Genomic DNA, 24,483 nt, shown 5'->3' with positions numbered 1-24,483 from the left:
GGAGTGAGACGGTGGTGCGGGAAGGGGGGCGGGGCCGGTGCGCGCGTCAGCCCTTGACCGCGCCCTGCATGATGCCGCCGACGATCTGACGGCCCAGCAGGCCGAAGACGAGGAGGACGGGCAGCGTGCCGAGCAGGGTGCCCGCCATGATCACGGACTGGTCGTGGACGTAGCCGCCGCCGAGCTGGCGCAGGGCGACCTGGACGGTCGGTTCGGAGGAGGTCAGGGCGACGATGGGCCAGAAGAAGTCGTTCCAGGCGGCCATGAAGGTCAGCAGGCCCAGGACGGCCATGCCGGGCCGGGCCACCGGCACGACGATCGACCAGAAGATCCGCGCCGTGGACGCGCCGTCGACCCGCGCCGCCTCGATCAGCTCGTCCGGCAGGGACTGCACGAGGTACTGGCGCATGAAGAACACACCGAACGCCGAGACCAGACCCGGCAGGATCACCGCCTGGAGCTGGTTCACCCACTGCAGTTCGGCGATCAGCATGAACAGCGGGATCACCCCGAGCTGCGGCGGGATCATCATGGTGCCGACGGTGATGGCCAGCAGCGCGCCCCGGCCCCGGAAGCGGAGCTTGGCGAAGGCGAATCCGGCGAGCGTGGAGCAGAGCACGGTGCCGACGGTGATCGACCCGGAGACGATGAACGAGTTCAGCAGCGCCTTGCCGATGTCCGCCTCCTCCATCACCGCCTCGAAGTTCTTGATGAGGTTGGAGCCGGGCAGCAGCGTCGGCGGCACCTTCGCCAGGTCGGCGTTGGAGCGGCTCGCGGCGACGATGGTCCAGTAGAACGGGAACGCGGAGACCAGCACGGCCACGATCAGGACCGCGTAGGCGAGGGGCCCGCCGTGGTTGGTGCGCCCCGCGCGGGAGCGGCGGCGGAGTGCGGTGAGGGTGGGCCGTTGGGTCGGCTTGTCCTGCACCGGCGGTTCGGCGAGCGCGGTCATCGGCCGGCCTCCTTGCGGGAACTGCGGCGCGCGAGCAGGGCGTTGACCCCGACGAGCACCAGGATCAGCAGGAACATCACCCAGGCGATGGCCGCGGCCCGGCCCAGGTGGAAGAAGCCCCAGCCCTGTTCGTACATGTACAGGCCGAGCGTCTGGTACTGGTGCGAGATGCCGCCGGAGATGGAGCCCTCGAACAGCAGCGGCTCACCGAAGAGCTGGGTGGCGCCGATGGTGGAGACGATGACCGTGAAGACGATCGTCGGACGCAGCCCGGGCAGCGTGACATGGAAGAACTGCCGCCACTTCGAGGCGCCGTCCACCTCGGCGGCCTCGTACAGCTCGCCCGGGATGGACTGCATGCCCGCCAGGTATATCAGGGCGTTGTAGCCGGTCCAGCGCCAGATGACGATCGTGGAGACGGCGATCTGCGAGGCGACCGTGCCGGTCTGCCAGTCGACCGGGTCGATGCCGACGAGGCCGATGACGTAGTTGATCAGTCCGAAGTCGCGGCCGAAGAGCTGGGCGAAGACCAGGGTGGCGGCGGCCACGGACGTGGCGTAGGGCAGCAGCATCGCCGTACGCAGGAAAGTGCGGCCGCGCAGACGGTAGTTGAGCAGGTGGGCGAGGCCGAGTGCCATCACCAGCTGCGGCACGGTGGAGATCACGCCGATGGTGAAGGTGTTGCGCAGCGAGGTCCAGAAGAACTCGTCGCTCAGCAGCGCCGTGTAGTTGTCGAGGCCGCGCCACTCCATCTCGCCGGGGGTCTGGAGCTCGACCCGGTACAGCGACACGAACGCCGTGTAGATCAGCGGGAAGAGGCCGAAGGCGGCGAACAGGGTGAAGAACGGGGCGATGTAGGCGTAGGGCGAGACCTTCTGCCACGCGCGCCGGGCGGCATGCGGGCGGGGCGGTGAGATCGGCTTCGCGGGGGCGGTGAGGGTCACGGTGCGGCCCTTCGGATGAGTGGGTGCCGGATGCCGGTGGCGGCGGGAGCCGGGCGGGAGAAGTGGCGGGGCCCGGGGCCGGTCCCGGGCGCGGACGGGTGTCCGCGCGAGGGACCGGCCCCGGTGCGACGGGTCAGCCGATGGTGTTGTCGACGCCCTTCTTGGCGTTCGCCCACGCCTTGTCGGAGGAGGTGCCCTTGCGCTCGACCTCGCTCAGCGCGTTGGTGATCTGCTGCGCCACGTTCTGGTCGTGGATGCCCAGCACCTGGACCGGGGCCGCCTTGGCGGCGTCACCGAAGATCTGGCCGATCGGGGCGTCGGAGAAGTACGGGTCCTTCGCGTCCGCGACCTGGTCGATCGCGCCGGTGGCCGAGGGGAAGTTGCCCTGCTTCTGGAAGAGCTTGGCCTGCTGCTCGGGGGCGGTGAGCCACTTGATCAGCTCGTACGCCTCCTTCTTGTGCTCGGCCGCCTTGGGCACGGAGAGGTAGGAGCCGCCCCAGTTGCCGGCGCCGCCGGGCAGCGTGGCGATGTCCCAGGTGCCCTCGCCCGCGTCACCGGCCTGGCCCTTGATGTAGCCGAGCATCCAGGCGGGGCACGGGATGGTGGCGAACGAGCCGGCGGCGAAGGCCTGGTTCCACTGCGGGGACCACTGGTCGAGCTTGGCGCTCAGCCCGCCCTCGGCCGCCTCGACGGAGGTGTCCCAGGCGGTCTTCAGCGCCGGGTTGGTCTCCCAGATCAGGTCGCCGGAGGCGTTGTAGTAACGCTCCTTCTCCTGGCCGATCATGATCGAGTAGAGGCTGCCGACGCTGTCCAGCCAGGCGCTCTTGGCGGGGGCCTTCTTCTTGTACTGCTTGCCGAGCTCGATGTAGCCGTCCCAGCTGGACCACTTCTTCGCGAGTTCCTCGCGGTCGGTGGGCAGGCCGGCCTTCTTGAACAGGTCGGTGCGGTAGCACATGGCCTCGGGGCCGACGTCGGTGCCGAGGCCGAGGACCTCGCCGTTCTTGCCCGTGGCGGCGGACCACTTGGCCTCGGCGAACTCGCCCTTGAGCTCGTCGGCGCCGTACTTCTTCAGGTCTTCGAACTTGTCGGCCTGCAGCTGGGTCACCGAGGCGATCCGGCCGACCTCGATGCCCTGGACGTCGGCGAGTCCGCCGCCGCCCGCGAGGCGGGTCTGCAGCGACTTCCAGTAGTCGGCCTCGTCCTCGGTGTCGGTCTGCTTGATGGTGACGCCGGGGTTGAGCTTCTCGTACTCCGCGTAGAGCCCGGCCTCCTTGTAGCCGAAGGATCCGAAGAGGTCGACGGTGATCGTGACCTTTCCGCCCGCGCTGTCGGAGGTGTCCTCGGAGGAACCTCCGCAGGCGGCGAGCAGGGTACCGGCGACGACGACCGCCCCCAGGTTGAGGGTGGCCCTCTTGGCGGCTCGGGCGATGGGCATGGGAAGCCTCCCTTGGCTTCGGGGTGGAGCGAGAACACCTTGAGAGCGCTCTCAAACTGCGGGTGGAGCGTGCCTGTTTTGCAGGGGTCCCGTCAAGACTCGAAGACATAACGGGTTCAACACGGGGTCCAACTGCCTTCTGTGCCGCATCTATTGACGCCAGCGTTACCGGAGTCTTACGTTTCCGGCCATCTGAGAGCGCTCTCGAAACGTTCCGGACGCACACGGTGAGACCCCACTACCCCGTCGTGATGACACGAGGTGCCCCTTTTATGCTTGCCACGCGCAAGAGACCAGCCACCGTGCTGGTACTGGCCGCCGCACTGGCCGCCGCAGGACTGGGACCGGCGGCGACCCCGGCCGCCGCCGCCACGATCACCGTCGGAGCCGGCAGCTACTCCGACACCCGCCCGGCCGGGACGACCGGCCCGACGACCAACACCGGCACACCGGTCACGCCCAAGGTGACCTCCAACGCCCAGGGCAAGCCCGTCCCCACCAACGACTGGTGGTCCTCCCTGGCCTTCCAGCGCTACGGCGACAACCCGTACTCCACCCCCATGTACGGGCACCCGCTCACCTACCAGGCCGTCTCGGGCGGACTGGAGATCGGCTACCCCACCTCGCCCGCGATCGTCGGCGAGGGCCGTCAGTACGAGTACGCCCACAAGGCCGACCTCACCCTCGGCCTCACCGGGTTGAACTCGCCCGACACCAAGGCCGACGCCTGGTCCGACTGGACCGTCACGCCCTACTGGTCCGACGGCACCCGCACCCTGCGGACCACCATCGGCCACGGCATGCCCTTCGTATACGCCAAGGGCTCCGGCGGTGACGCCCGGATCAACACGGCGTCCACCCCGACCGTCTTCTCCGACCAGGGCAACGTCCTCGGCATCACGGTCGCCGGGCACCACTACGCCCTGTTCGCGCCCACCGGCAGCGACTGGAACGTCTCCGGCACCGCCGTCACCGCCGGCCTCGGCGGCAAGGACTACTTCTCGGTGGCCGTCCTGCCCTCGACCGACGCGCTCGCGACGTACCGCAAGTACGCCTACAGCTTCGTCACCGGCTCCACCGTGAACTGGAGCTACAGCGGCGGCACCGTCCGCGCCACCTACAGCCTCACCACCGAGGCCAAGGAGGGCACCGAGCGCGGGACGCTCCAGGCCCTCTACCGGCACCAGTGGCTCAACACCTCGGACGCGCTGACGTCGTACACCTACGTCTCCCCGCGCGGCACGATGAAGGTGCGCGAGTCGGCCTCGTTCACCACCTCGCAGAAGTCGTCCCCGGTGCTGCCCGCGCTGCCGAAGACCAGCGCCGTCGACACCAACCGGCTGCGCGGCTACCTGAACGACGTCGCCAACTCCTCGGACCCGTTCTCCGGCGCCGTCGACACGTACTGGACCGGCAAGGCGCTGGGCAAGCTCGCCCAGCTCGTGCCGCTGGCCGACCAGATCGGTGAGACCGGCATCCGCGACAAGCTCCTCGAACTCATCAAGGGCCGGCTCCAGGCCTGGTTCACCGCGGGCGGCGCCAACGAGTTCTCCTACGACCAGGCGTGGAAGACGCTCACCGGCTACCCCGCCTCCTACGGCAGCGACAGCGAACTCAACGACCACCACTTCCACTACAGCTACTACGTGTTCGCGGCCGCGATCGTCGCCCAGTACGACTCGTCCTGGGCCGCCGACTCCGCCTGGGGCGGCATGGTCAAGACCCTGATCCGGGACACGGCCAACGCCAGCCGCACCGACAGCGCCTTCCCCTTCCTGCGCGGCTTCGACGTGTACGCGGGCCACAGCTGGGCCTCCGGCCACCAGGGCTTCGCGGCCGGGAACAACCAGGAGTCGTCGTCGGAGTCGACCAACCTCAGCGCGGCCCTCGTGCTGTGGGGCTCGGCCACCGGTGACAACTCACTGCGCGACCTCGGCACCTACCTCCTGACCACCGAGGCGGAGGCCATCGCGCAGTACTGGTTCGACGCCGACGAGCAGGTCTTCCCCTCCACCTTCGGCCACGACACGGCCGGCATGGTCTGGGGCAGCGGCGCGGCCTACGCCACCTGGTGGACGGCCAACCCCGAGGAGATCCACGGCATCAACGTCCTCCCGGTGACCGGCGGCTCCCTCCACCTCGGTGGCGAGAAGGCGGCCATCCGGCGGAACCTGGCCGAGATGGAACGCGAGAACGGCGGCCCCGCCGTCGAATGGCGCGACCTGCTGTGGGAGTTCCAGTCCTTCGCGGACCCGGCCACGGCCAAGTCCAAGTGGGACGCGGGCAACGGCTCCTACACCCCCGAGGACGGCGAGTCCAAGGCGCACACCTACCACTGGATCACCACCCTCGACACGCTCGGGGCCCCCGATCCCTCGGTGACCGGCGACATTCCCACCTCCGCCGTCTTCACCAAGGGCACGACCCGCACCTACGCCGCCCACAACTACGGCTCCAGCGCCCGCACGGTGACCTTCTCGGACGGCAAGACCCTGTCCGTACCGGCCCGTTCGACCGCGACCGGCACGGGAACCGGCACCGACCCGGACCCCGACCCCGATCCCTCGACCGGGAACACCTTCCAGCTGCGGACCGGCGGCACGCTCACCACGGCCACCGGCGGCACGGCGGGCAGCGACACCATCGCCTCCGCCGGCGGCGCCAACCGGGACGGCACCCCGTACCAGCCGCTCGTCTACGAGGTCCGCGGTGTCAACGGCACGCTCACCTCGGGTGCGTCCACCTCGTTCAGGTTCCAGGTCGACGCCGGAACCGCGGTCGGCCTCGGCCAGCAGGTCAGGGTCAGCTACGACCTGACCGGCAACGGCAGCTTCGACCGCACGGAGACGTACAACTACTTCGCCACCGACCCGGTGACCGGCTGGGAGCAGTACACCCAGGCGCGCGGTCTGAAGGCGTCGACCGGAACCCTCGGCAACCTGTCGAACGGCACGGTCCGGCTGGAGGTGTGGAGCGCCATCGGCAACGCCACCTCCAAGATCCAGACGGGCACCGAGAACTCCGTACTGGTGATCCCGTTCAGCTGACCTGAACGGCGTCACCGTCCCGGCTCCCCACGGGACACGGCGGGCACCGGCGATCGAGCCGGTGCCCGCCGCTCTGCGTCCGCGCGGCCCCGTACGGCGGCTCAGGCCGAGGCGCGCCGCACCAGGGACGTGGGCGTGATCACCGAGGCCGGCGCGGGGCTCCCGCTCTCGTCGAGCAGCCGCATCAGGAGCTTCACCATCAGCCGGCCCATGCCCTCGATGTCCTGGTGCACGGTGGTGAGCGCCGGATCGGTCTGCTCCACCACCGACGCCATGTCGTCGAACCCGACCACGGCCACGTCCTCGGGGACCCGCACGCCCCGCTCCCGCAGGGTGCGCAGCGCGCCCAGGGCCATCATGTCGTTGGCGACGAACACCCCGTCGACGTCCGGGCGCCGCTCCAGCAGCTCGGCCATGGCCAGGGCCCCGCTGCGCTCGGTGAAGTCGCCCTGGCACATCAGGGACGGATCGGCGTCCAGGAGGACGTCGTGGTAGCCGTCGGCCCGGTCCAGGGCCGCCATCAGATCCAGCGGTCCCGCGATGTGCGCGATGGTGCTCCGCCCCTCGGAGACGAGGTGCTGCACCGCCTGGCGGGCCCCGCCGCGGTTGTCGCAGTCGACGTAGGGCATCGCGAGGGTCCGGTCCGAGCGGCCGCCGAACACGGTCGGGATGCGGGACTTGTCGATCAGGCCCGGCAGCTCGTCGTCGTTGTGCACGGAGAAGGCGAGCGCCCCGTCGACATGGCCGCCGCCGAGGTAGCGGGCGATCCTGTCATGATCACCGCGGCCCTCCACCCACAGCAGCACCAGCTGAGAGTCGTGCGCCGTCAGCTCCCGGCTGATGCCCCGGATCTGCTGCTCGAAGAAGGGGTCGGAGAACACCCGGAACTCGGGCTCGGCGATGATCACGGCCACCGCGCCGTTGCGCCGGGTGACCAGGGTCCGCGCCGCGTGGTTCGGCACGTAGCCCAGCTCCTCGACCGCCCGGCGCACCTTGTCGACCAGCGGGGCGCGGACCCCCGCACCCCCGTTGACCACCCGGGACGCCGTGGCCCGCGAGACGCCGGCGCGCGCCGCGACGGCTTCCAGGGTGGGGCGGGGCCCCGTGATCGGTTCGGGCAAGGCGGGCACTCCCTCTTCTGGTGCGTGTTCCGTCGTCGGCGATGTGGTCTCTTCCAGGATATCGGCAGCCCAGGGATCGGTGAGAGCGCTCCCAAGGTGACGGCCGGCCCGAAGACGATCACATTCCCACCGGTCCCGGCAAGCTCCGGTCATACGTGGAACGGGCCCCGGCCGGGGTGTGCCGGGGGCCGGCGTCGGGCAGATCCACCGTTGCGCGAGACATTCTGGGGGCGATGTTGCTGTTCAACCTTCTCACCTTGACCGTTGCTCTGGTGGCCGTCGTGATCGCCGCGGCCTCGGCACTGCGCCAGGCGTCCGACACACGCCGTACGAACCTGCTGCTCTACACCCTGGAGCTGGGAGCCCGCGCGCGCACGCCCGAGTTCAAGCGGGCCACCGAGTTCGTCCTGACCTCCCTGGACGGCCGGGACCCCGCGCTGGGCATCTCGGGCCTTCCCCCGGCCGAGCGCGAGAAGGTGCTGCTGGTCGGCGGCTACTACCAGGACCTCGGAATGCTGGTGGTGACCGGAGTGCTGGAGGAGCACATCGCCGTCGCGATCCACTACACCGGGATCAAGACGGTGTGGCGGGCACTGGACCCCTTCATCCAAGGGGAGCGCCGACTGCTCGACCAACGGCGGGCGGGCGGCCTGTGGGCGTCCTTCGAGCACCTGGCCGTCTACGTGGAGATCACGCCGTACGACGTCATGCGCCGGACGAACGACAGACGGTTCCGCCGCCGCCGCTTTCCCCTCCCGCAGGACTGACCGGTCGGGGGCATGTGCCGAGCCCGGCCGGCAGCCGCCGCGTCGCGGTACGGTGCGGCGGGTCATCCCTCGCCTCGTACCTGCCGGTGGAACTGCGGGAAACGGACGGCGTCCGGGTCGAGGAGGTCGATCAGCTCCACCAGTTGTCGCTGCAGGGTCGCCAGTCGTGCCTCGCCCGTGGTGATGTCCGCCGCGACCGCGTCCACGTCCTGGAGCAGTGGGGAGAACCAGGCGCCGAAGCGGTCGTCGGTGTCGAGGCGTGCGCAGAACTCCGGATAGTCGAGGCAGCGACGGTGGCCCGGCGCGCTCTCCGGGTGGATCATCACGGCGCCGATGGCACGCTGCTGGATGCGGAAGAGACTGAACTCCCCGGAGTGTGCGGGAGACTTGCCGAAGGTCTCGCTGATCCGGGAGAGCTGGGTCATCACCTTGCGGTTGGGTTCCGTTCGGCCCAGGTCCAGGAACTGCACGTCACGCCGGAGGATCTCCACCCACCCCAGGTACTCGGCGACGACGAAGACGGTGCTGCGCCGGGCGAGTTCCGCGTCCTGCCTGCTGCCCCCGGTCAGGAACAGTTCGAAGTACCTGCGCCCGAGGACGTTGTGCAGGCGGCTCTGGAGGTCGAACGCCGCCCAGGCGAGCGACGCCCCGTACTGCGTCATGTAGTTGAGCCGCTCCACGGTCACCGCACGTCGCTGGAACCAGTAGCCCAGGACGGCTGTCGTCACGGCGCCGGCCAGCGCCACGGCTGCTGAGATCCAGGCGAGTGCGTCCATGGAAGAGGTATGGGTCCTTGCTCCGTCCCCGCGGGCGGGTCAGCCGGCCGGGCGGGTCGGGTCGGGGTGGGTGTTTCTCCACTGGGTCAGCAGGCGGCGGGTGTTCGCGCTCGTCGGGTGGTCGGTGCCCAGGGCGCTTTCCATGTCCGCGACGACGGTGGCCAGTTCGTCGAGCGCGGCCGCCTTGTCCGCCGGGGTGCCGTCGGCGCGTTCGTGGTGCAGGATCGCCAGGGAGCTGCGGGAGATGAGGGTGATGTCGCGGTCGGGGCCGAGGTGCTCGGTCGCCATGGCGACGACACCTTTGAACTCCTTCTCGGCCTCGTCGGTGCGGCCGTCCTGGGAGAGCCACTCGGCGCGGGTGTACCGGGCGGCGAGCGTGTCGGCGTGGCCCTGGCCGAGGACTCGGGCCGAGTCCTCGATCAGGCTCGCGATCTCGGCGTGACGGTCCGTCAGGCCGCCGTGCTCGCCGCGTATCTGGAGGTTCAGGTTGCGGGCGGCCAGGGTGTCGGGGTGGTCGGCGCCCAGGGCCCGGACCAGTTCGGGCAGCGTGGTCGCGAGCCGGTGCACCGCGAGGCCCGGCTGCCCCTGCTGAAGGGCCATCGCGGCGGTCATGACCCGGGCGCGCAGTACATCGGGGTGGTCCCCGCCCAGCCGCCACTGCGCCACGGCGACCGGGAAGGGGATCTCGCGGTGTGCCATGCGCACCAGGGTGATGAACGCGCTCACCGCCAGGAACAGGTGCAGCCAGAGCAGCCCGCCGACCGGTACGAACCCGGCGCCCACGACGGAGACCACCAGCCCCCCTACGGGCCAGCGCCACGCCTTGGACAGTCTCCGCCCCTGCCGCACATTCTTCACATCGCCCATACGAACATCATGGTCCCCGCGATGATCGGAAAGGAAGCCCTCAACTTCCCATGCGGACAGGCTTGTTACGTGACCGTTCCCTGCCGTGCACCGGCGGTCGGGGCGTACTCGACGGTGCACGGGCGGGGCGGTCAGGGCTGGAGCGGCATGGTCCAGCAGTTGGAGGTGGACGGCTTGCCGGCGAGGCGGTCGGTCAGCCAGGAGACGGCGTCGCCCTGGTCGGTGATGAGCGGGACGAGATGGTTGGTGAGGATCTTGTCCCCGAGGTTCGGCAGGACCATGGCCTCGTAGGTGACGCTGCCGCCCTTGGCGCACCAGTCCTTGGCCAGTTGCCGGGCCTGGGCGTGGGGCACGATGTCGTCCTGGGTGCCGGTGACCACGCGGACCGGTCCGGAGGGCTTCAGCGTGCCGATGCGCTGCCGGTCCAGGGCCGCCCGGGCGAGGGGGTCGGCGGCGATGATCTCCGCGACGGACCTGCCGTTCTTCGTCCACTCGGTGCTGTTGGTGAATCCGTAGCCGAAGATCGCGTCGCCCACGCACATGGTCGACGCGTCCTTGAGGGCCGCCTTGCCGGTGTCGCTGACGTTCGCCTCGATGACGGCGCGCAGATCGGCGTCGGCCTGGGCGAAGCCGTTGATCGACCAGGCCAGCGCCCCGGCCAGGGCGCTGCCGTCGATGCCCTTCATGGTGGAGGTGAGGTCGGCGGGCGGCGCCCCGGCGTAGGTTCCGGCGAGCGGGACGTCGGGGGCGTAGGAGGACTGGAGCTCGGCCGCCGCCGCGCTGGCGCCGCCGCCCTGGCTGTAGCCGTACAGGCCGGTGGGGGAGGCGGAGGTGACCGAGGCGCCGGGGACGGCGCGGGCCGCGCGGGCGGCGTCGAGGAGGGCGTGCGCCTGGTCGAGGCGGTTGACGTAGGTGTGCAGACGGTCGGTGGCGCCGAGGCCGACGTAGTCGGTGAGGACGACGGCCGCGCCGGTCTGAAGGATCCGGTAGACGGCGAGGGCCTCGTAGCCGACGGAGACGGTGTCGCCGGTGAGGGTGAGCGGGTTCTCCAGGGCGAACGAGGGGGCGCACTGGTCGCCCTGGCCCATGGTGCCCGAGGCGACCGCCACCAGCGGCCGCGGCCCGGACCCCTTCCAGGCGGCGGACGGCTCGATGTAGGCGCCGGTCACCGCGACCGGCAGGCCCGCGGAGTCGGTGGACCTGTACATCAGCCGGGTCGCCGTGCCCGGCATCGGCCGGCCGTCGAGGCCCGGGATGCTCAGGCCGAGCGGCAGCGGCTCGGTGCGGATCAAGGCGCCGTTCGTCGCGGGCAGTTGGGCCGGCGGGGTGTAGAAGGCGGGGATGGTGACCCCGCGGGAGACGACGGGCGGCGTGTCGGCTGCCCCGGCGGCGGGCGCCGGGAGGCAGGCGCAGACGGCGCCCGCGACGGTCACGGCGAGCAGACGCGCACCGGCAGCGGTGGGGTGGGAACCGGATCGCTTGCGGCTCAAGGGGAGTTCCTCCTGTTTCTGGGTGTGGTGGTGGATCAGATGACCGTGCCGACGTCGTGAGCGGTGAGGGCGTCCAGCGCGCGTTCGGCGACCGCGGCGATGGTCATCGAGGGGTTGCAGGCCCCGGTCGTGCCGGGGATCAGCGCGCCGTCGAGCACGTAGAGGCCGCGCTGTCCCAGCACGCGCCCCTCCAGGTCGCAGACCGTGCCCATCGACGCGCCGCCCAGCGGATGCCAGGTGCTGTTGACCAGGGAGTTGGTGTCGGTGAGGACCCCGATGCCCTGGGAGATCCGGGTGACCCGGTCGTGGATGGCGCGGTGGCAGTCCGCGTCGCCGTCCGCCGGCCAGTGCAGGCGCACCGAGTCGGAGGCGGCGTCGTAGCGGAGCCGGCCGCGGCCGGGGCTGACGCCGAAACCGACCAGCATGGTGGTGCGGGTGTTGAGTCCCAGCGGCGGCAGCGAGGCCTGGATGACGGTGTTGGCGGTGGCCGGGTCCTGCCACGCCTTGCTGCCGTAGACGACGGGGCCGCCCTGCTCGGCGCCGAAGTCCTCGCGCAGGTTGGTCCAGGCGTAGATGCGGTCACCGTTGGTGCCCCACCCCTCGCCCAGCCCGTCGGGCAGGTCGGGGACGGCGCCGGTCGCCGCGGCGCGCACCAGGAGCTTGCTGGTGTTGACGCTTCCGGCCGCCATGATCAGCGCCCGGGTCGTGAGCACCTTCTGCTCCCGCACGGTCCCGGAGTCGTCGGTGCGGTCGACGTGGACCTCCCAGCGGCCGTCGGCGGCCCGTGCCACGGAGGTGACGTGGTGATGGGTGGCGACGGTGACCCTGCCGGTCGCCTCGGCCTCCTTGAGGTAGGTGACGTCCACGGAGTGCTTGCCGCCGTTGTTGACGCCGAGCGCGCAGTCGCCGTTGGTGTAGGAGGGCTTCATCTCGCCGCGCAGTTCGGCGAGGGCGTAGTCCCAGTCGATCGGCATCGGGATCTTCTCGACGCCGTATCCGGCCTTCCGTACGCGCTCGGCGAAGACCCGTGCCGTGTAGTAGGTGGGTGACTCGACCAGGGCGTCGGGGGCCGGGGCGACGCGGAGCATGCGCGCGACCCTGGGGTAGTGGACGGCGTTCATGTGCCGGTAGTCGAGTTCTTCGGGCAGCCAGGTGGTGAACACGGCCTCCGAGGGCTGAAGCGTCATGCCCTGGTACACCAACGACCCGCCGCCGACGCCGGCGGCGCAGACGCTCAGGATGTTCTCGCCGAGTACGGGTTCGAGGAGCCCCGTGTAGGGCGGGAAGTCGAGCGCGGTGCCCAGGAGGCGTGCGAGCGGGCGGGCGGCCTCGGGGAGGGTGCCGTACCAGAGCATCCGCTTGTCGAGGCCGGAGACGCGGGGGAACGTCTCGGCGTTCGGGCCGGTCGGCCAGCGCCGTCCGCGTTCCAGCACGGTCACCGGGACGCCTGCCTGGGCGAGGCGCAGCGCGGCCACGCCGCCGCCGAAGCCCGAGCCGATCACGACGACGCGGTGCTCCTCCCTGGTGAGCCGTACGCGGGCCGGGGCGGCCGAGGCGGGCGGTGGGGGCAGAGCGCTCGCGGCGGTGAGCGCGGCGGCGCCGGTGAGCAGTGCGCGCCTGCTGGGAGGGGGCATGTGCGACTCCTTGACGAGGGTGTGGGGTGCCGTCGATCGGTGTGCGGGCCCGGGCGCGGCAGGTCCTGCCGGGAGTGGAGGGCTGGTCGAAAATGGCGTGCGCATGCCAAAGAGGGGCGAGTGGTGGGGTGGTTACTCGCCGGTCAGCTACCGCAGAGTAGGGTTGTCTGTCACTCAGTGACAAGGTGTCTGCGTGCGTCAGTTGTGCGGGAGTTGGCGGTCGGTGCGGGTGAAGCCGGGCGGTCGGTGCGCGTGACACCGGGCGATCGGCCGCCCGTCGGGGCGCCGTGGACCCGGCCCGCGCGGGAGGTGCCGGGGTTCGTCCGGGGGTGTCGCCTGACTATGCTGCGGTGATCCGGTAGCGGTGTGCGGGGGGCGAGGGTGCGACAGACGCCGTCGAAGGCGCGGGAGCGGTTCACACAGGACGACGGAGACCGTCCGTCACTCGTCGAGCGCCGACGGGCCGCGCTCCGGCTGGAGATAGCCCGGGAAGCGGTCCGCCTGTTCACCTCGCAGGGAGTCGCGGCGACGACGGGGGAGCAGATCGCCCAGGCCGTCGGGATCTCCGCCCGGACGGTGTGGCGCCACTTCCCCACCAAGGAGAGCTGCGTCCTTCCCCTGCTCGCGGCGGGGCTCGACTTCGCCGTCGACCGGCTGGGCCGCTGGCCCGCGGAGGCGAGCCTGCTGGACTTCGTCGCCGAACTGTTCCACGACGGCGACCTCCCGCCCGGTACGCCCGCCATCCTCGACCTCATCCGCATGACGTCGTCCGACCCGGCCCTGCGCGCCGTCTGGCTCCAGGCCCACGACGAGGCCCTGCCCGTCCTCGGCCGGCTCCTGGCGGAGCGCGTCGGTGCGGACCCCGGCGACCTGCGCATCGCGGTGCACGCGGCGACGCTCAACGGTGCCCTGCGCGCCGCGGCGGAGGAGTTCGCCCGCCGGCACGCCGACGACCCGAGCGCCGCGAACACCGAGATGGCCGCCTGCCTGGACGCGGCCCTGCGTGCGGCGTCGGAGGGCTTGCCGTACTGAGTGGGCTCCCGTCCGAGGCGCTCCCGCTCGGGAGCCGAGGCCGGACCGGGTTCGCCGCCGCCCGGGTCCCGGGCGCTTCCGTGAATGTCGTTCCGTCACCTGCGGCCCACTTGTCACTGAGTGCCGCCGTCCCTATCCTCTGACCTGACCGGCCAGTAAGTTACTGTTCAGAAAGGTTGCTTGTCCGGCCACGCACCGCCGCACCAAGCACCGCCCTCCCGCGCTCGCCATCACCTGTTTCCCCTGTTCGCGGGGGGTCTGCACGGCTCTCCGGTACCGCGCGTCCCCACCCACGCGGCGCCCACCGGCAGAGTCCGCCCGCACCGCTCCGGAGCACCCGCACTCGCCTCACCCGCCGTCATGGCGGCACCCCGTGCCGAATCCCGCGCCACCCGGCCCGCCGTAACGCGCCGCCGGAGCCGGGCACACCGTGGACCACCCCGTACCGCTCCACTCCCGGTACGCGCACCCGGCGCCGGAACGAGCCGGGGTTCGCCGGTATCCCCATCCCCACACATCAGGCCCGCTCGGGCCAAGAGGCAGGGCCGTGAAGTTCATCGACCTAGACGATCTCGCGCTACGCCCGGGCCGGTTGACGGTCTGGAGGGCCACGACGGCCACCCCGGCCGCTCCGGCCGCGACCCCCACGCCGGATGCCTGGGCCCCCGACGGCCGGCCGCCGTCGTACCTCCAACAGGCCTACCTCAACGACGCCTTGCGCCACCGCACCGGCCCGCGCCCGCCGGCCTGGCTGGCCACCGCCTTCGAACTGCCGGGCCCACTGGACGCGACCGCCCTCCGGCGAGCGCTGCTGGACTGGATCGACCGTCACGAGACCCTGCGCAGCAGACTCACCCCGCACCCCGACGGCGACCCCCCTCGGTTACGCCGCACCACCCTGAGTCCGGGCGCGGCCGACGTACAGCGCACCCCCCGCGGCGAGTTCACCGACCGAACGGCCCTGCTGGCCCGCGTGGAGCGGCTCCTCGACGCCCGGACCGACCCGCTGACCTGGCCGTCGTTCGTCTTCCTCACCGTGGAACGCCTCGGGTCCACCACCCTGCTGCTCGGCTTCGACCACCACAACGTCGATGGTTACTCGGTCTTCCGGATCGCCCGGGAGATACACGAGCTGTACGCGGCGGCGCGCGAGGGACGCGCCGCGACACTCGAACCGGTGGGCGGCTACCCGGAGTTCGCCGAGACCGAGCGCGCCGAGGCGGCGTCGTTGCGGGACGGACACCGAGCCGTGGAGCGGTGGCGCGAGTCGCTCGCCGAGACCGGCGGCGGACTCCCCGGGTTCGTCCTGCCGCTCCTCGCCCCCGAGTCCGCCGGACGCGCCCCGCAGACCGGCGCCTGCGAATGGCTCCTCGACGCCGAGGAGGCCCGCGCCTTCGACCTGGCCTGCCGAGCCCAGGACGGCACCTTCCTCTCCGGGGTCCTCGCCTGCCTCGCGCTCGCCGCCCGCGAACGGGCGGGACTGCGGACCTTCCGTACCGCGGTGCCCTTCCACACCCGGCGCGAGGGACGCCACCGCCCGGCGATGGGCTGGTACGTGGGGATCGCGCCGGTGAGCGTGCCGGTGCCCGACGCCGACGACTTCGGCCGCGTGCTGAAGGAGTCCACCGAGTCGATCCGACGGGCCCGCCCCCTGGCCGACGTGCCGCTGGCCAGGGTCGCCGAACTGCTCGGCCGTGAACTGCCCGTCCGCTTCATGGTGTCCTACATGGACCTCCGCCACCTCCCGGGCTCCGCGCAGTGGACCCGGTGGAACGCCACCGCGCTGCGCAGCCGCCGCGTCGGCACCCGGGAGGTCTTCCTGTGGGTGATGCGCAACCACGAGGGCTGCTACCTCAGTTACCGCTTCCCCAGCAGCCACACCGCACGGAACACCGTCCCGCGCTACCTCGCCGAGTTCCGGCACCGCATGAGCCGGGTGGTCGCGCAGCAGTCCCCGCACCCCACCGGAACACCGGCCGAAACGACGGCGACCGGGCGAACCGGCCGCCGCGACGCCGTCGAAGGAAAGGAACCAGCGCCATGCGGATGACTCCGCTCGCCGACCACCTGCCGCGCCCCGGCGAACTGGTCGAATTCCGGATCCCCGAGCGCGTCCTGGCCAAGGCCCGGCGAGCCCCCGTCCACCCCGCGCCACCGTCCCTGGTCCAGGAGAACCACATCCGCCGCAGACTCGCCAACGCGCGGGCCGGGCGCGCCCAGTCGCCCTGGCTGGGCATCTGCTTCGACCTCCCCGGCCGCCTCGACGCCCCCGCCATGGCCCGGGCCCTGCGGCGGTGGATCCTGCGCCACGACACGCTCCTCACCTACTTCACCGCGCACCCGGACGGAGCACCGGCGCCCGCCAGGGACGGCACCGGGGAGGAGGCTGACGACGTACGGCTGGTCCGGCACCGCGTCGACGCCGACGACGTACACGTCCAGGCCGTCCCGCTCGGGCCGTCCGGGTCCGGGCCAAAGCTGCGGGACTTCCTGACCGAGCGGTTCCGCACGGGCACCGACCCGCTGGCCTGGCCGCCGTTCACCGCCGCCGCCGTACTGCGCGAGGACTCCTCGACCCTCTACTACGCAGTCGACCACGCGCACACCGACGGCTACTCCGTCACCCTCGTCTTCGCCGAACTGCGCGCGCTGTACGAGGCGGAACTGCGCCGGACCCCCGCCCTGCTCCCGGACGCGGGCAGTTACGTCGACGCGGGCCTCGTCGACCGGCGGCGCGCCTCCGCCCTGCGCCTCGACGGGCCGGAGGTCGGCCGGTGGGCGGAGTTCTTCCTGTCCGGACCGATGCCGTCCTTCCCCCTCGACCTCGGCGTCCCCGCCGGGGAGAACCGCCCGAGCAGGGCCCTGGAACTCGATCTGCTCACGCCGGACCAGGGCGACGCGTTCGCCAAGGCGTGCCGTGCGCACGGCGCCGGATTCTCCGCGGGACTGCTGGCCGCCCTCGGCGTCGTCCACCACGAACTGGGCGGCCGGGACGCCTACCGGGGCCTGTCCGTCGTCCACACCCGCGACGAACCCCGCTGGCAGGCGACACAGGGCTGGTTCATCAACCTGGTGCCCGTCGCCTTCCCGCTCGTCGACGCCGACGGCACCGCCCTGCCCCTGCCCCGGCTGCTCGCGGCCGCGGGCGGGTCCTACGCCAGGGCCGCAGACCTCACCCTGGTCTCACCCCTGCGCGTCGCCGAACTCACCGGCTTCTCCCTGCACTCCGACGCCGCCCGCGTCCTGCCGGTCGTCTCCTACATCGACGCCCGGCACATCCCCGGTTCCCGCGAGTGGCAGGACGCCGAGTGCAACGCCCTCGTCGGCCCCAGCCCGGCCAGCGAGGTGCTCCTGTGGATCAACAGGGTGTGGGACCGCACCTACCTGCTCGCCAGCTACCCCGACACGCCGCGGGCGCGCACCGAGGTGCCGCGCTTCTTCGCCTGCTTCCAGCGGGCCGTACGGAGGATCGCCGAGACGGCGTGACGTACGGGGTACTCCGTTTCGCTGCCGGATACGGGGTACTCGGCACCGGTAGGACATCCCCTCACGGAGGAGAGTGAACACAGATGGCCGGACGGCAGAAGGCCAAGGGCAAGATGGAAGAGGCTGCGGGAAAGGCCAAGGAGACAGCCGGCCGGACCGTGGGCAACGAGCAGATGGTGGCCGAGGGACAGGCCAAGAAGTCCAAGGGCGCGGCCCGTCAGGCCAAGGAGAAGACCAAGGACGTCTTCAAGCACTGACCGGCCCGAGAGCCCGGCCGGCCGGGACGCCCCGACCGGCAATCAGTCCCGACCGGCCGGCAAGGCCGGCTCCACGACCACGGGCGGGGTCCCCTCTCGCGGACCCCGCCCGTCGTCGTGCTCACCGGGCTTCGGCCGGCAGGCTCTCCGGCAGCCCCAGCCGCGGGAACCGGTCGGCGTGGAACGTCGTGATCTCGGCGATCGCCCCGCCGGCGATCCGCAGGACGTCGATCGTCAGCGGCAGATACGCGCCCGCCCGCTCCTGCCAGAGGTAGAAGGCGACGGCGGGCTGCCGGTTCACGGCCGTGAGGAGCGGGCGCAGGCCCTTCATGCCCTCGAAGCCGCCCTCGACCCAGTCCTTCACCACGGCGTCGCGGCCCACGTTCAGGCCCGGCGTGGGCGGCATCGAGCAGCGGACGTCGTCCCGCAGCATGGTGGCGATCGTGCCGATGTCCGTGGCCACACTGGCATCGGTGTAGCGGCGTACGAGATCGCGCGTGCCGGCGTCCTGCTCACCGCCGGTCCAGTCCTGCCGCTCGGCGGGCAGATGCTCCCGCATGCCCGCCCGGGCCCGCTGGAGCGCGCTGTTCACGGAGTTGACGGAGTCCCCGAGGATCTCGGCGACCTCCTTCGCGGGCCGGCCGAGCACGTCCCGCAGGATCAGCACGGCCCGTGGGCGCGGCGCGAGGTGCTGGACCGCGACGACATACGCCAGCTCGATCGTCTCGCGTGCGACGGCGACCGCCTCCGGCTCGTCCGTGTCGCCCGCGGGCAGCTCGTCGAGGAGCCGGTCCGGGTAGGGCTGGAGCCACAGCACCTCGCCGCCGGTGGCGGGTTCCGGGCGGGACTTGGCGAGCAGGTCGAGACAGGTGTTGGTGGCGATCCGGTACAGCCAGGCCCGGAACGTCGAGCGTCCCTCGAAGGTCTCCCGGCGCCGCCAGGCTCTCAGAAAGGTCTCCTGCACGGCGTCCTCGGCGTCCTCGAACGAGCCGAGCATCCGGTAGCAGTGCACATGCAGCTCCCGCCGGTGCCGCTCCGCCAGTGCGGAGAACGCCGGCTCGTCGACCTCGTCCAGGCTGCTCACACCCAGCTCCTCCAGCCGCGTGTCCGTACTCATCACATGATCCTTCCGCCTCGTGGTGTCCCGTCGTAGGTGTGACGGGTACGAGCGCGAAAAGTCATCACTCGGGTCGGCGGCCACCCGCTCGGGAGTGGGGTCGCCATGGGGGAGGATGCGTTCCCATGGACCGTCCGCTGCATCTCGACCGTACGCTCGACGAGCTGGACCCGCCCCGGTGGCCGGACCCCGACGACGCGACGGGGCTGGTGCGCACGGTGCACGGACTGCGGCGGGTGCCGCTGGGCAGGCTCGGTCCGGCGGATCTGCGCGTTCTGGTCACCCAGCAGGTGGCACCGACCCGCATCCTGCCCCTCGCGGTGCGCCTGCTGGTCGGGGAACCACTGCTCGACGCCCGGTTCTACGGGGGCGATCTCCTGCTGGCCGCCGTCGGAGCCCCCGCCTCGGCCTGGGAGGTGCTGCCCGACGACGCAGCGCGCCTGCGCGAGGTGGTGCGGGCGCTGACGCCGGCGGAGGTCGCCGGGCTGCCCCGCGGTGCCGCCGGGCAGCTCGCACGCTTCTGCGCCCGGCCGTGAGCTGCCCGGCCGGGCGCAGAGGTGTCGCCCTGGCTCAGGCCGAGGCGAGGAGTTCGAGGCTGTCGATCACGCGGTTGGAGAAGCCCCACTCGTTGTCGTACCAGGCGACGACCTTGACATGGCGGCCCTCGACCCGGGTCAGCTCCGAGTCGAAGATCGACGAGGCGGGGTTGCCCGTGATGTCGGACGAGACCAGCGCGTCCTCGGAGTACTCCAGGACACCGGCCAGGGGCCCCTCGGCCGCGGCGCGGTAGGCGGCCAGCACGTCGTCGCGGCTGACGTCGCGGGCGACGGTCGTGTTCAGCTCGACGATCGAGCCCACGGGGACGGGCACGCGGATGGAGTCACCGGAGAGCTTGCCGTCGAGCGCCGGCAGGACCAGGCCGATCGCCTTGGCGGCGCCGGTGGTCGTGGGCACGATGTTGACGCCGGCGGCGCGGGCGCGGCGCGGGTCGCGGTGGGGGCCGTCCTGCAGGTTCTGCTCCTGCGTGTAGGCGTGGACGGTGGTCATGAAGCCGTGCTCGATACCGGCCAGGTCGTCGAGGACCTTCGCCAGCGGCGCCAGCGCGTTGGTGGTGCAGGAGGCGTTCGAGACGATGGTGTGCAGGTCCGGGTCGTAGGCGTCGGTGTTGACCCCGTAGGCCAGGGTGACGTCGGCGCCGTCGGAGGGGGCGCTCACGAGCACCTTGCGCGCGCCGGCGTCGAGGTGGGCGCGGGCGGCCTTGGCGGAGGTGAAGCGGCCGGTCGCCTCCAGGACGATGTCGATGCCCAGCTCGGCCCACGGCAGGTTCGCCGGCTCGCGCTCGGCGAGCACGGTGATCCGGCGGCCGTCGACGACGAGGGTGTTGCCGTCGGTGGTGACCGGACGTCCGAGGCGGCCCGAGGTGCTGTCGTAGGCGAGGAGCCGGGCGAGAGCGGTCGGCTCGGTGAGGTCGTTGATGGCGACGATCTCGAGGCTGCTGTCGCGCTCCAGCAGTGCGCGGAGCACGTTGCGCCCGATGCGGCCGAATCCGTTGATGGCGATGCGAGTCATGTGTGGGGTCCCTTCCCGTCCCCGCCAGCATCGTCCGCGGCGGACGCCACTGACAGTGGCTGGATCGCCATGGTTCAAAAGGATCCCGCCAGCCGGTGGGAGGTGGGTCACTCGCCGCGGGTGAAGGTGCGCCGGTACTCGGTGGGGGTCGTGCCCAGGATCCGCTGGAAGTGCAGCCGCAGATTGGCGCCGGTGCCGAGCCCGACATCGCCCGCGATCTGCTCGACGCTGCGCTCGGAGCGTTCGAGGAGCTCGCGGGCCAGGTCGATCCGGGCGCGCATCACCCACTGCATGGGCGTGTAGCCGGTCTCCTCGACGAAACGGCGGGAGAACGTGCGCGGCGACACCTCGGCCTGCCGCGCGAGCGTGTCGAGGGTGAGCGGCTCGCCCAGCCGGTGCAGCGCCCACTCACGGGTGGCGGCGAACCGCTCGCCGAGCGGTTCGGGCACGCTCCGCGGTACGTACTGGGCCTGGCCGCCGCTGCGGTAGGGGGCGGCGACCAGCCGCCGGGCGGCGTGGTTGGAGGCGGCGACGCCGAGGTCGGCGCGGAGGATGTGCAGGCACAGGTCGATGCCGGAGGCGGCGCCGGCCGAGGTGAGCACACTGCCCTCGTCGACGAAGAGCACGTTCTCGTCGACCCGGACCAGCGGGTGCTTCGCCATCAGCGCCCGGGTGTAGTGCCAGTGGGTCGTGGCGCGCCTGCCGTCCAGCAGGCCGGTGGCGGCGAGGGCGAAGGCGCCGGTGGAGATGGCGGCGAGCCGCGCGCCCCGGTCGTGGGCGGCCGTCAGCGCGTCGAGGACCGCCTGGGGCGGGTCGTCGCGGTCCGGGTGCCGGTAGCCGGGTACGAAGACGATGTCGGCCCACGCCAGCGCCTCCAGCCCGTGCTGCACGGAGTAGGCGAGGCCGTCACCGCCGGCCACCAGGCCGGGTTCGGCCCCGCACACCCGTACCTCGTACGGCATGCTCGCCCGCGTGGTGAACACCTGTGCCGGGATGCCGACATCCAGCGGCTTCGCGCCGTCGAGAACGAGCACGGCGACGCGATGCGGGCGGGAGGCTGGCACAGGGAAAGGTTACGCGGGCGGCGAGCCGGGTGCCGCGAGACGGCGGCCGGTCATCCCGCGGCGGCGTGTGCCGCCGGGCCGGGCTCCGGCCAGGAGGTGTCCTCTTCTCCGAAGTCGGGGGCCTGGAAGGGGTCCGTGACCGGAGGCGGTGCCGCCTCCGTGGAACGTAGGGGCTGCCCCTCCGGAGCGGAGAACAGCGAAGTCGCGTTGATGAGAGTTCTGCCTTTCGTTACCGGCCCCGTACGGGGCCGGTCGCCGGAACCGCGTGCAGCGGCTCTACAGCTTGGTCATCTTGTTGTACGGGCTCAGGACCCGGACCGGCGTCGAGCCGAAGTCCACCAGCGTCGCGACGCCGTCCTCGACGCCGATCACCCGGCCGAGGCCGTACATGTCATGAGTGACCTGATCGCCCGGTTCGAAGTGTTTCGTGGGGGGTGCGACGGGTGCTGCGAAGGGGCTGGTGGGCAGATGGCGCCGGCGGCCCGGAGAGTTCGTCATGGCTCAGTATGCACGCGTCCGCATCCCGCGTGTTGTGACCAATGGCACAGAGCACCGTTTCGATGACGGTTCGGACGCCCGTCACCACTCGTTCGTGCCCTCGTACATGCCGTCCACCGCCGCCGCGTACGTCCTCTCGACCACCGGGCGCTTGATCTTCAGACTCGGGGTGAGTTCACCGTGTTCGACGTCCAGGTCCCGGGGGAGCAGCGTGAACTTCTTGACGGTCTGCCAGCGTTGCAGCTCCCCGTTGAGGCGTCGCACGAAGCCGTCGATCAACCGCCGCACCTCGGGAGTGGCGACCACGTCCGCGTAGGACCCGCCGGCGAGGCCGTGTTCGGCCGCCCACGGCATGATCACGCTCTCGTCCAGGGTGATGAGGGCGGTGCAGTAGTTCCGGCCCTCGCCGATCACCAGGATGTTGCTGACGAACGGGCAGACCGCCTTGAACCTGCCCTCGATCTCGCTGGGGGCGACGAACTTGCCGCCGGAGGTCTTGAACAGGTCCCGCTTGCGGTCGGTGATCCGCAGACAGCCGTCGGCGTCGAGTTCCCCGATGTCCCCGGTGTACAGCCAGCCGTCCGCGTCCAGCGCCTCGGCGGTCCGGTCGGGCAGGTTGTGGTAGCCGCGCATCACGCCGGGGCCGCGCAGCAGCACCTCCCCGTCCTCGGCGATCCGGATCTCGGAGCCCGGCAGGGCGGTGCCCACGGTGCCGATCCGCATGTCGTGCTGCCGGTTGACCGCGACGGCACCCGTCGTCTCGGTCATGCCGTAGCCCTCCAGGACGGGTATGCCGGCGCCGGCGAAGAAGTAGGTGATCTCGGGTGCCAGCGGGGCGCTCCCGGACACCGCGCGGCGCAGCCGCCCGCCGAACGCCGCCCGGATTTTGGCGTAGACGAGCCGGTCCGCGAGCGCGTGCTGGAGCCGCAGCCCCAGCGGCGCGCCGCCGCGCCCGGTGGCGAGGCGGCGGGCCTCGGTCGCTCTCGCGTGGCTGCGGGCGACGTCCACCGCCCAACGGAAGATCCCGTACGTGATGCCGCCCCGCGCCCGCGCGTTGCCTGCGGCGCTGTTGCACACCTTCTCGAAGATGCGCGGCACGGCGGCCATCACGGTCGGCCGGACGAGCGGCAGATTGTGCACGATCCGGTCCACCCGCCCGTCCACGGCCATCGTGTGCCCCGTGTGGATCTGGCCGGAGACGAGCGTCTTGCCGAAGACGTGCGCCAGGGGCAGCCACAGGTACTGCACGTCGTCCGCGGCGATCAGGGCGCTCTCCGCCTGCGCCAGGCCCTGGTAGGCCAGGCCGTCGTGCGACAGGCGCACCCCCTTGGGGCGCCCGGTCGTGCCGGAGGTGTAGACGAGGGTGGCGAGTCCGTCGCCGTCGACCGCTTCGACCGCCGCTTCGACCGCGCCCGGGTCCAGGGCCAGGTGCTGACTGCCCAGGGCCTCCAGTTCGGCGAGGGTGAGGACGGTCAGACCGTCCGCGGTGATCCCGCCGTCCGGGGCGTCGAAGAGGATCACATGGGTCAGTTCGGGCAGCCGGTCCCTGCTCGCGACGGCCTTGGCGAGTTGCTCCGTGTCCTCGGCGAACAGGGCCCGGCTGCCGGAGTCGGCGAGGATGAACGCCGTCTCGTCCGTGTTGGTGGTGGGGTAGACGGTGGTGGTCGCGGCCCCGGCGCACATGATGCCGAGGTCGGCGGTGATCCATTCGACGCGGGTGCCGGAGGAGATCGCGACCCGGTCCGCGGGGCGGATGCCGAGCGCCATCAGGCCGGCGGCGACCGCCTTCACCCGCTGGGCGGTCTGCGCCCAGGTCAGCGTGTGCCAGTGTTCGTCGGCCACGGTGCCGTCGGCGTCGCCGGCCACGGTGCCGTCGGGGCCGGTGCGGTCGGGGTAGCGGTAGGCCTCGGCGTCGGGGGTGGCGTTCACCCGGTCGAGGAACAGGTGGGCCACGGACGGCGGACGGGTCTCGATCAGGGGCTGTACGGAACGCACGATGACCTCCAGGGCGGATGGGCCAGCGGGGGAGAAGGCTGGTAAGGGGGCGGGCGTCGGAACCAGGGGTGGCGAGTACGGGCCGTTCCGAGGCGGCGTTTTGGTCCGTGGCCTCGGGGTGCCCGACCGGTCGTCGCCGCGTCGGGCACCCCGGGAACGTCCGCAGGGAACGGGCCTCTACACGGCGTCGCTGAAGAGCAGGCCGCGCTCGGCCTTCTCCACCAGCAGCGCGGGCGGCGTGAAGCGGTCGCCGTACCGCTCGGCGAGTTCGCGGGCGCGGGCCACGAAACCGGTGAGGCCGCCCTCGTAGCCGTTGATGTACTGGAGCACTCCGCCGGTCCAGCCGGGGAAGCCGATGCCGAAGATCGAGCCGATGTTGGCGTCGGCGACCGAGGTCAGCACGCCCTCCTCCAGGAGGCGGACGGTGTCCAG

Annotated in this window: 20 protein-coding genes and 1 pseudogene; 7 read left to right on the top strand and 14 right to left on the bottom strand. The window is 71.6% G+C overall.

Annotated features, from left to right (window positions below; genetic code table 11):
* Nucleotides 1–46: 46 nt before the first annotated feature.
* From ABT296_RS17935 to ABT296_RS17925, 3 genes are all read right to left on the bottom strand, one after another.
* Nucleotides 47–952: a carbohydrate ABC transporter permease gene (locus ABT296_RS17935; protein ID WP_351928282.1), complete on the bottom strand. Its 906-nt coding sequence runs from the start codon at nt 950–952 to the stop codon at nt 47–49.
* Entirely contained in the window at nt 949–1,896 is a 948-nt protein-coding gene (locus ABT296_RS17930) for a carbohydrate ABC transporter permease (protein ID WP_351928280.1), read from the bottom strand. The genes ABT296_RS17935 and ABT296_RS17930 overlap by 4 nt, the downstream gene beginning before the upstream one ends.
* A 133-nt stretch (nt 1,897–2,029) precedes the next feature.
* Nucleotides 2,030–3,331, bottom strand: coding sequence for an ABC transporter substrate-binding protein (locus ABT296_RS17925; protein ID WP_351928278.1), 1,302 nt, complete (start codon nt 3,329–3,331; stop codon nt 2,030–2,032).
* Between the two features lie 272 nt (nt 3,332–3,603).
* On the opposite strand from ABT296_RS17925, the gene ABT296_RS17920 reads away from it, so the two are divergent.
* Complete coding sequence (locus ABT296_RS17920; RefSeq protein ID WP_351928276.1) at nt 3,604–6,378, top strand: glycosyl hydrolase; 2,775 nt, start codon at nt 3,604–3,606, stop codon at nt 6,376–6,378.
* A 101-nt stretch (nt 6,379–6,479) separates the two neighbouring features.
* On the opposite strand, the gene ABT296_RS17915 is transcribed toward ABT296_RS17920, so the two are convergent.
* On the bottom strand, nt 6,480–7,499 hold the full coding sequence (locus ABT296_RS17915; protein ID WP_351928274.1) for a LacI family DNA-binding transcriptional regulator: 1,020 nt from the start codon (nt 7,497–7,499) through the stop codon (nt 6,480–6,482).
* A gap of 257 nt (nt 7,500–7,756) precedes the next feature.
* On the opposite strand from ABT296_RS17915, the gene ABT296_RS17910 reads away from it, so the two are divergent.
* Nucleotides 7,757–8,266, top strand: a complete 510-nt coding sequence (locus tag ABT296_RS17910; protein WP_351928272.1) for a DUF4760 domain-containing protein — start codon at nt 7,757–7,759, stop codon at nt 8,264–8,266.
* A 62-nt stretch (nt 8,267–8,328) separates the two neighbouring features.
* Here the strand turns inward: ABT296_RS17910 and ABT296_RS17905 are convergent, their stop codons facing one another.
* The 4 genes from ABT296_RS17905 to ABT296_RS17890 form a co-directional block, all read right to left on the bottom strand.
* Nucleotides 8,329–9,042, bottom strand: a complete 714-nt coding sequence (locus ABT296_RS17905; protein ID WP_351928270.1) for a hypothetical protein — start codon at nt 9,040–9,042, stop codon at nt 8,329–8,331.
* A 39-nt stretch (nt 9,043–9,081) separates the two neighbouring features.
* A complete protein-coding gene (locus ABT296_RS17900; RefSeq protein ID WP_351928268.1) occupies nt 9,082–9,909 on the bottom strand; it encodes a tetratricopeptide repeat protein in 828 nt (275 codons plus the stop codon).
* 131 nt (nt 9,910–10,040) lie between these two features.
* Nucleotides 10,041–11,399, bottom strand: a complete 1,359-nt coding sequence (locus tag ABT296_RS17895; protein WP_351928266.1) for a lipase family protein — start codon at nt 11,397–11,399, stop codon at nt 10,041–10,043.
* Nucleotides 11,400–11,434: 35 nt separating this feature from the next.
* A complete protein-coding gene (locus ABT296_RS17890; RefSeq protein ID WP_351928264.1) occupies nt 11,435–13,033 on the bottom strand; it encodes a GMC oxidoreductase in 1,599 nt (532 codons plus the stop codon).
* Nucleotides 13,034–13,414: 381 nt separating this feature from the next.
* On the opposite strand from ABT296_RS17890, the gene ABT296_RS17885 reads away from it, so the two are divergent.
* The 4 genes from ABT296_RS17885 (at nt 13,415) to ABT296_RS17870 (ending at nt 17,808) form a co-directional block, all read left to right on the top strand.
* Nucleotides 13,415–14,065, top strand: coding sequence for a TetR/AcrR family transcriptional regulator (locus ABT296_RS17885; protein WP_351928262.1), 651 nt, complete (start codon nt 13,415–13,417; stop codon nt 14,063–14,065).
* A gap of 547 nt (nt 14,066–14,612) precedes the next feature.
* Nucleotides 14,613–16,115, top strand: coding sequence for a condensation domain-containing protein (locus tag ABT296_RS17880; protein ID WP_351928260.1), 1,503 nt, complete (start codon nt 14,613–14,615; stop codon nt 16,113–16,115).
* Nucleotides 16,106–17,551, top strand: a complete 1,446-nt coding sequence (locus ABT296_RS17875; RefSeq protein WP_351928258.1) for a condensation domain-containing protein — start codon at nt 16,106–16,108, stop codon at nt 17,549–17,551. Before ABT296_RS17880 ends, ABT296_RS17875 begins: the two co-directional genes overlap by 10 nt.
* An 83-nt stretch (nt 17,552–17,634) precedes the next feature.
* A complete protein-coding gene (locus tag ABT296_RS17870) occupies nt 17,635–17,808 on the top strand; it encodes a CsbD family protein (protein WP_351928256.1) in 174 nt (57 codons plus the stop codon).
* Nucleotides 17,809–17,929: 121 nt separating this feature from the next.
* Here the strand turns inward: ABT296_RS17870 and ABT296_RS17865 are convergent, their stop codons facing one another.
* Nucleotides 17,930–18,925, bottom strand: coding sequence for an RNA polymerase subunit sigma-70 (locus ABT296_RS17865; protein ID WP_351928254.1), 996 nt, complete (start codon nt 18,923–18,925; stop codon nt 17,930–17,932).
* 125 nt (nt 18,926–19,050) lie between these two features.
* On the opposite strand from ABT296_RS17865, the gene ABT296_RS17860 reads away from it, so the two are divergent.
* Complete coding sequence (locus ABT296_RS17860) at nt 19,051–19,461, top strand: contact-dependent growth inhibition system immunity protein (RefSeq protein WP_351928252.1); 411 nt, start codon at nt 19,051–19,053, stop codon at nt 19,459–19,461.
* Nucleotides 19,462–19,495: 34 nt separating this feature from the next.
* Here ABT296_RS17860 and gap read toward each other — a convergent pair whose 3' ends face one another.
* The 5 genes and pseudogenes from gap to ABT296_RS17835 all read right to left on the bottom strand — a co-directional run.
* The gene (gene gap, locus ABT296_RS17855) at nt 19,496–20,494 is read right to left on the bottom strand and encodes a type I glyceraldehyde-3-phosphate dehydrogenase (protein ID WP_351928250.1); all 999 of its coding nucleotides are present in this window, start codon (nt 20,492–20,494) and stop codon (nt 19,496–19,498) included.
* A 107-nt stretch (nt 20,495–20,601) separates the two neighbouring features.
* Entirely contained in the window at nt 20,602–21,558 is a 957-nt protein-coding gene (locus tag ABT296_RS17850) for a GlxA family transcriptional regulator (RefSeq protein ID WP_351928248.1), read from the bottom strand.
* 276 nt (nt 21,559–21,834) lie between these two features.
* Nucleotides 21,835–22,056: a hypothetical protein gene (locus ABT296_RS17845; RefSeq protein WP_351928246.1), complete on the bottom strand. Its 222-nt coding sequence runs from the start codon at nt 22,054–22,056 to the stop codon at nt 21,835–21,837.
* Between the two features lie 81 nt (nt 22,057–22,137).
* Nucleotides 22,138–24,051 carry an AMP-dependent synthetase/ligase gene (locus ABT296_RS17840; protein WP_351928244.1) on the bottom strand — a complete coding sequence of 638 codons (1,914 nt, stop codon included), beginning with the start codon at nt 24,049–24,051 and terminating at the stop codon, nt 22,138–22,140.
* 177 nt (nt 24,052–24,228) lie between these two features.
* Nucleotides 24,229–24,483, bottom strand: a pseudogene (locus ABT296_RS17835) (3-hydroxyacyl-CoA dehydrogenase); the annotation flags it as partial.

This window comes from Streptomyces sp. NPDC000983 (assembly GCF_040299205.1).
Lineage (GTDB): Bacteria > Actinomycetota > Actinomycetes > Streptomycetales > Streptomycetaceae > Streptomyces.
The sequence above is the reverse complement of the archived record's forward strand: the minus strand, read 5'-3'. Positions and strand labels throughout refer to the sequence as shown.

What these genes read in the sequence shown, in the direction of transcription:
- ABT296_RS17935 (WP_351928282.1), bottom strand. Translation starts at nt 952, where the DNA reads ATGACCGCGCTCGCCGAACCGCCGGTGCAGGACAAGCCGACCCAACGG.
- ABT296_RS17925 (WP_351928278.1), bottom strand. Translation starts at nt 3,331, where the DNA reads ATGCCCATCGCCCGAGCCGCCAAGAGGGCCACCCTCAACCTGGGGGCG.
- ABT296_RS17920 (WP_351928276.1), top strand. Translation starts at nt 3,604, where the DNA reads ATGCTTGCCACGCGCAAGAGACCAGCCACCGTGCTGGTACTGGCCGCC.
- ABT296_RS17905 (WP_351928270.1), bottom strand. Translation starts at nt 9,042, where the DNA reads ATGGACGCACTCGCCTGGATCTCAGCAGCCGTGGCGCTGGCCGGCGCC.
- ABT296_RS17900 (WP_351928268.1), bottom strand. Translation starts at nt 9,909, where the DNA reads ATGGGCGATGTGAAGAATGTGCGGCAGGGGCGGAGACTGTCCAAGGCG.
- ABT296_RS17890 (WP_351928264.1), bottom strand. Translation starts at nt 13,033, where the DNA reads ATGCCCCCTCCCAGCAGGCGCGCACTGCTCACCGGCGCCGCCGCGCTC.
- ABT296_RS17875 (WP_351928258.1), top strand. Translation starts at nt 16,106, where the DNA reads ATGCGGATGACTCCGCTCGCCGACCACCTGCCGCGCCCCGGCGAACTG.
- ABT296_RS17870 (WP_351928256.1), top strand. Translation starts at nt 17,635, where the DNA reads ATGGCCGGACGGCAGAAGGCCAAGGGCAAGATGGAAGAGGCTGCGGGA.
- ABT296_RS17865 (WP_351928254.1), bottom strand. Translation starts at nt 18,925, where the DNA reads ATGAGTACGGACACGCGGCTGGAGGAGCTGGGTGTGAGCAGCCTGGAC.
- ABT296_RS17860 (WP_351928252.1), top strand. Translation starts at nt 19,051, where the DNA reads ATGGACCGTCCGCTGCATCTCGACCGTACGCTCGACGAGCTGGACCCG.
- gap (WP_351928250.1), bottom strand. Translation starts at nt 20,494, where the DNA reads ATGACTCGCATCGCCATCAACGGATTCGGCCGCATCGGGCGCAACGTG.
- ABT296_RS17845 (WP_351928246.1), bottom strand. Translation starts at nt 22,056, where the DNA reads ATGACGAACTCTCCGGGCCGCCGGCGCCATCTGCCCACCAGCCCCTTC.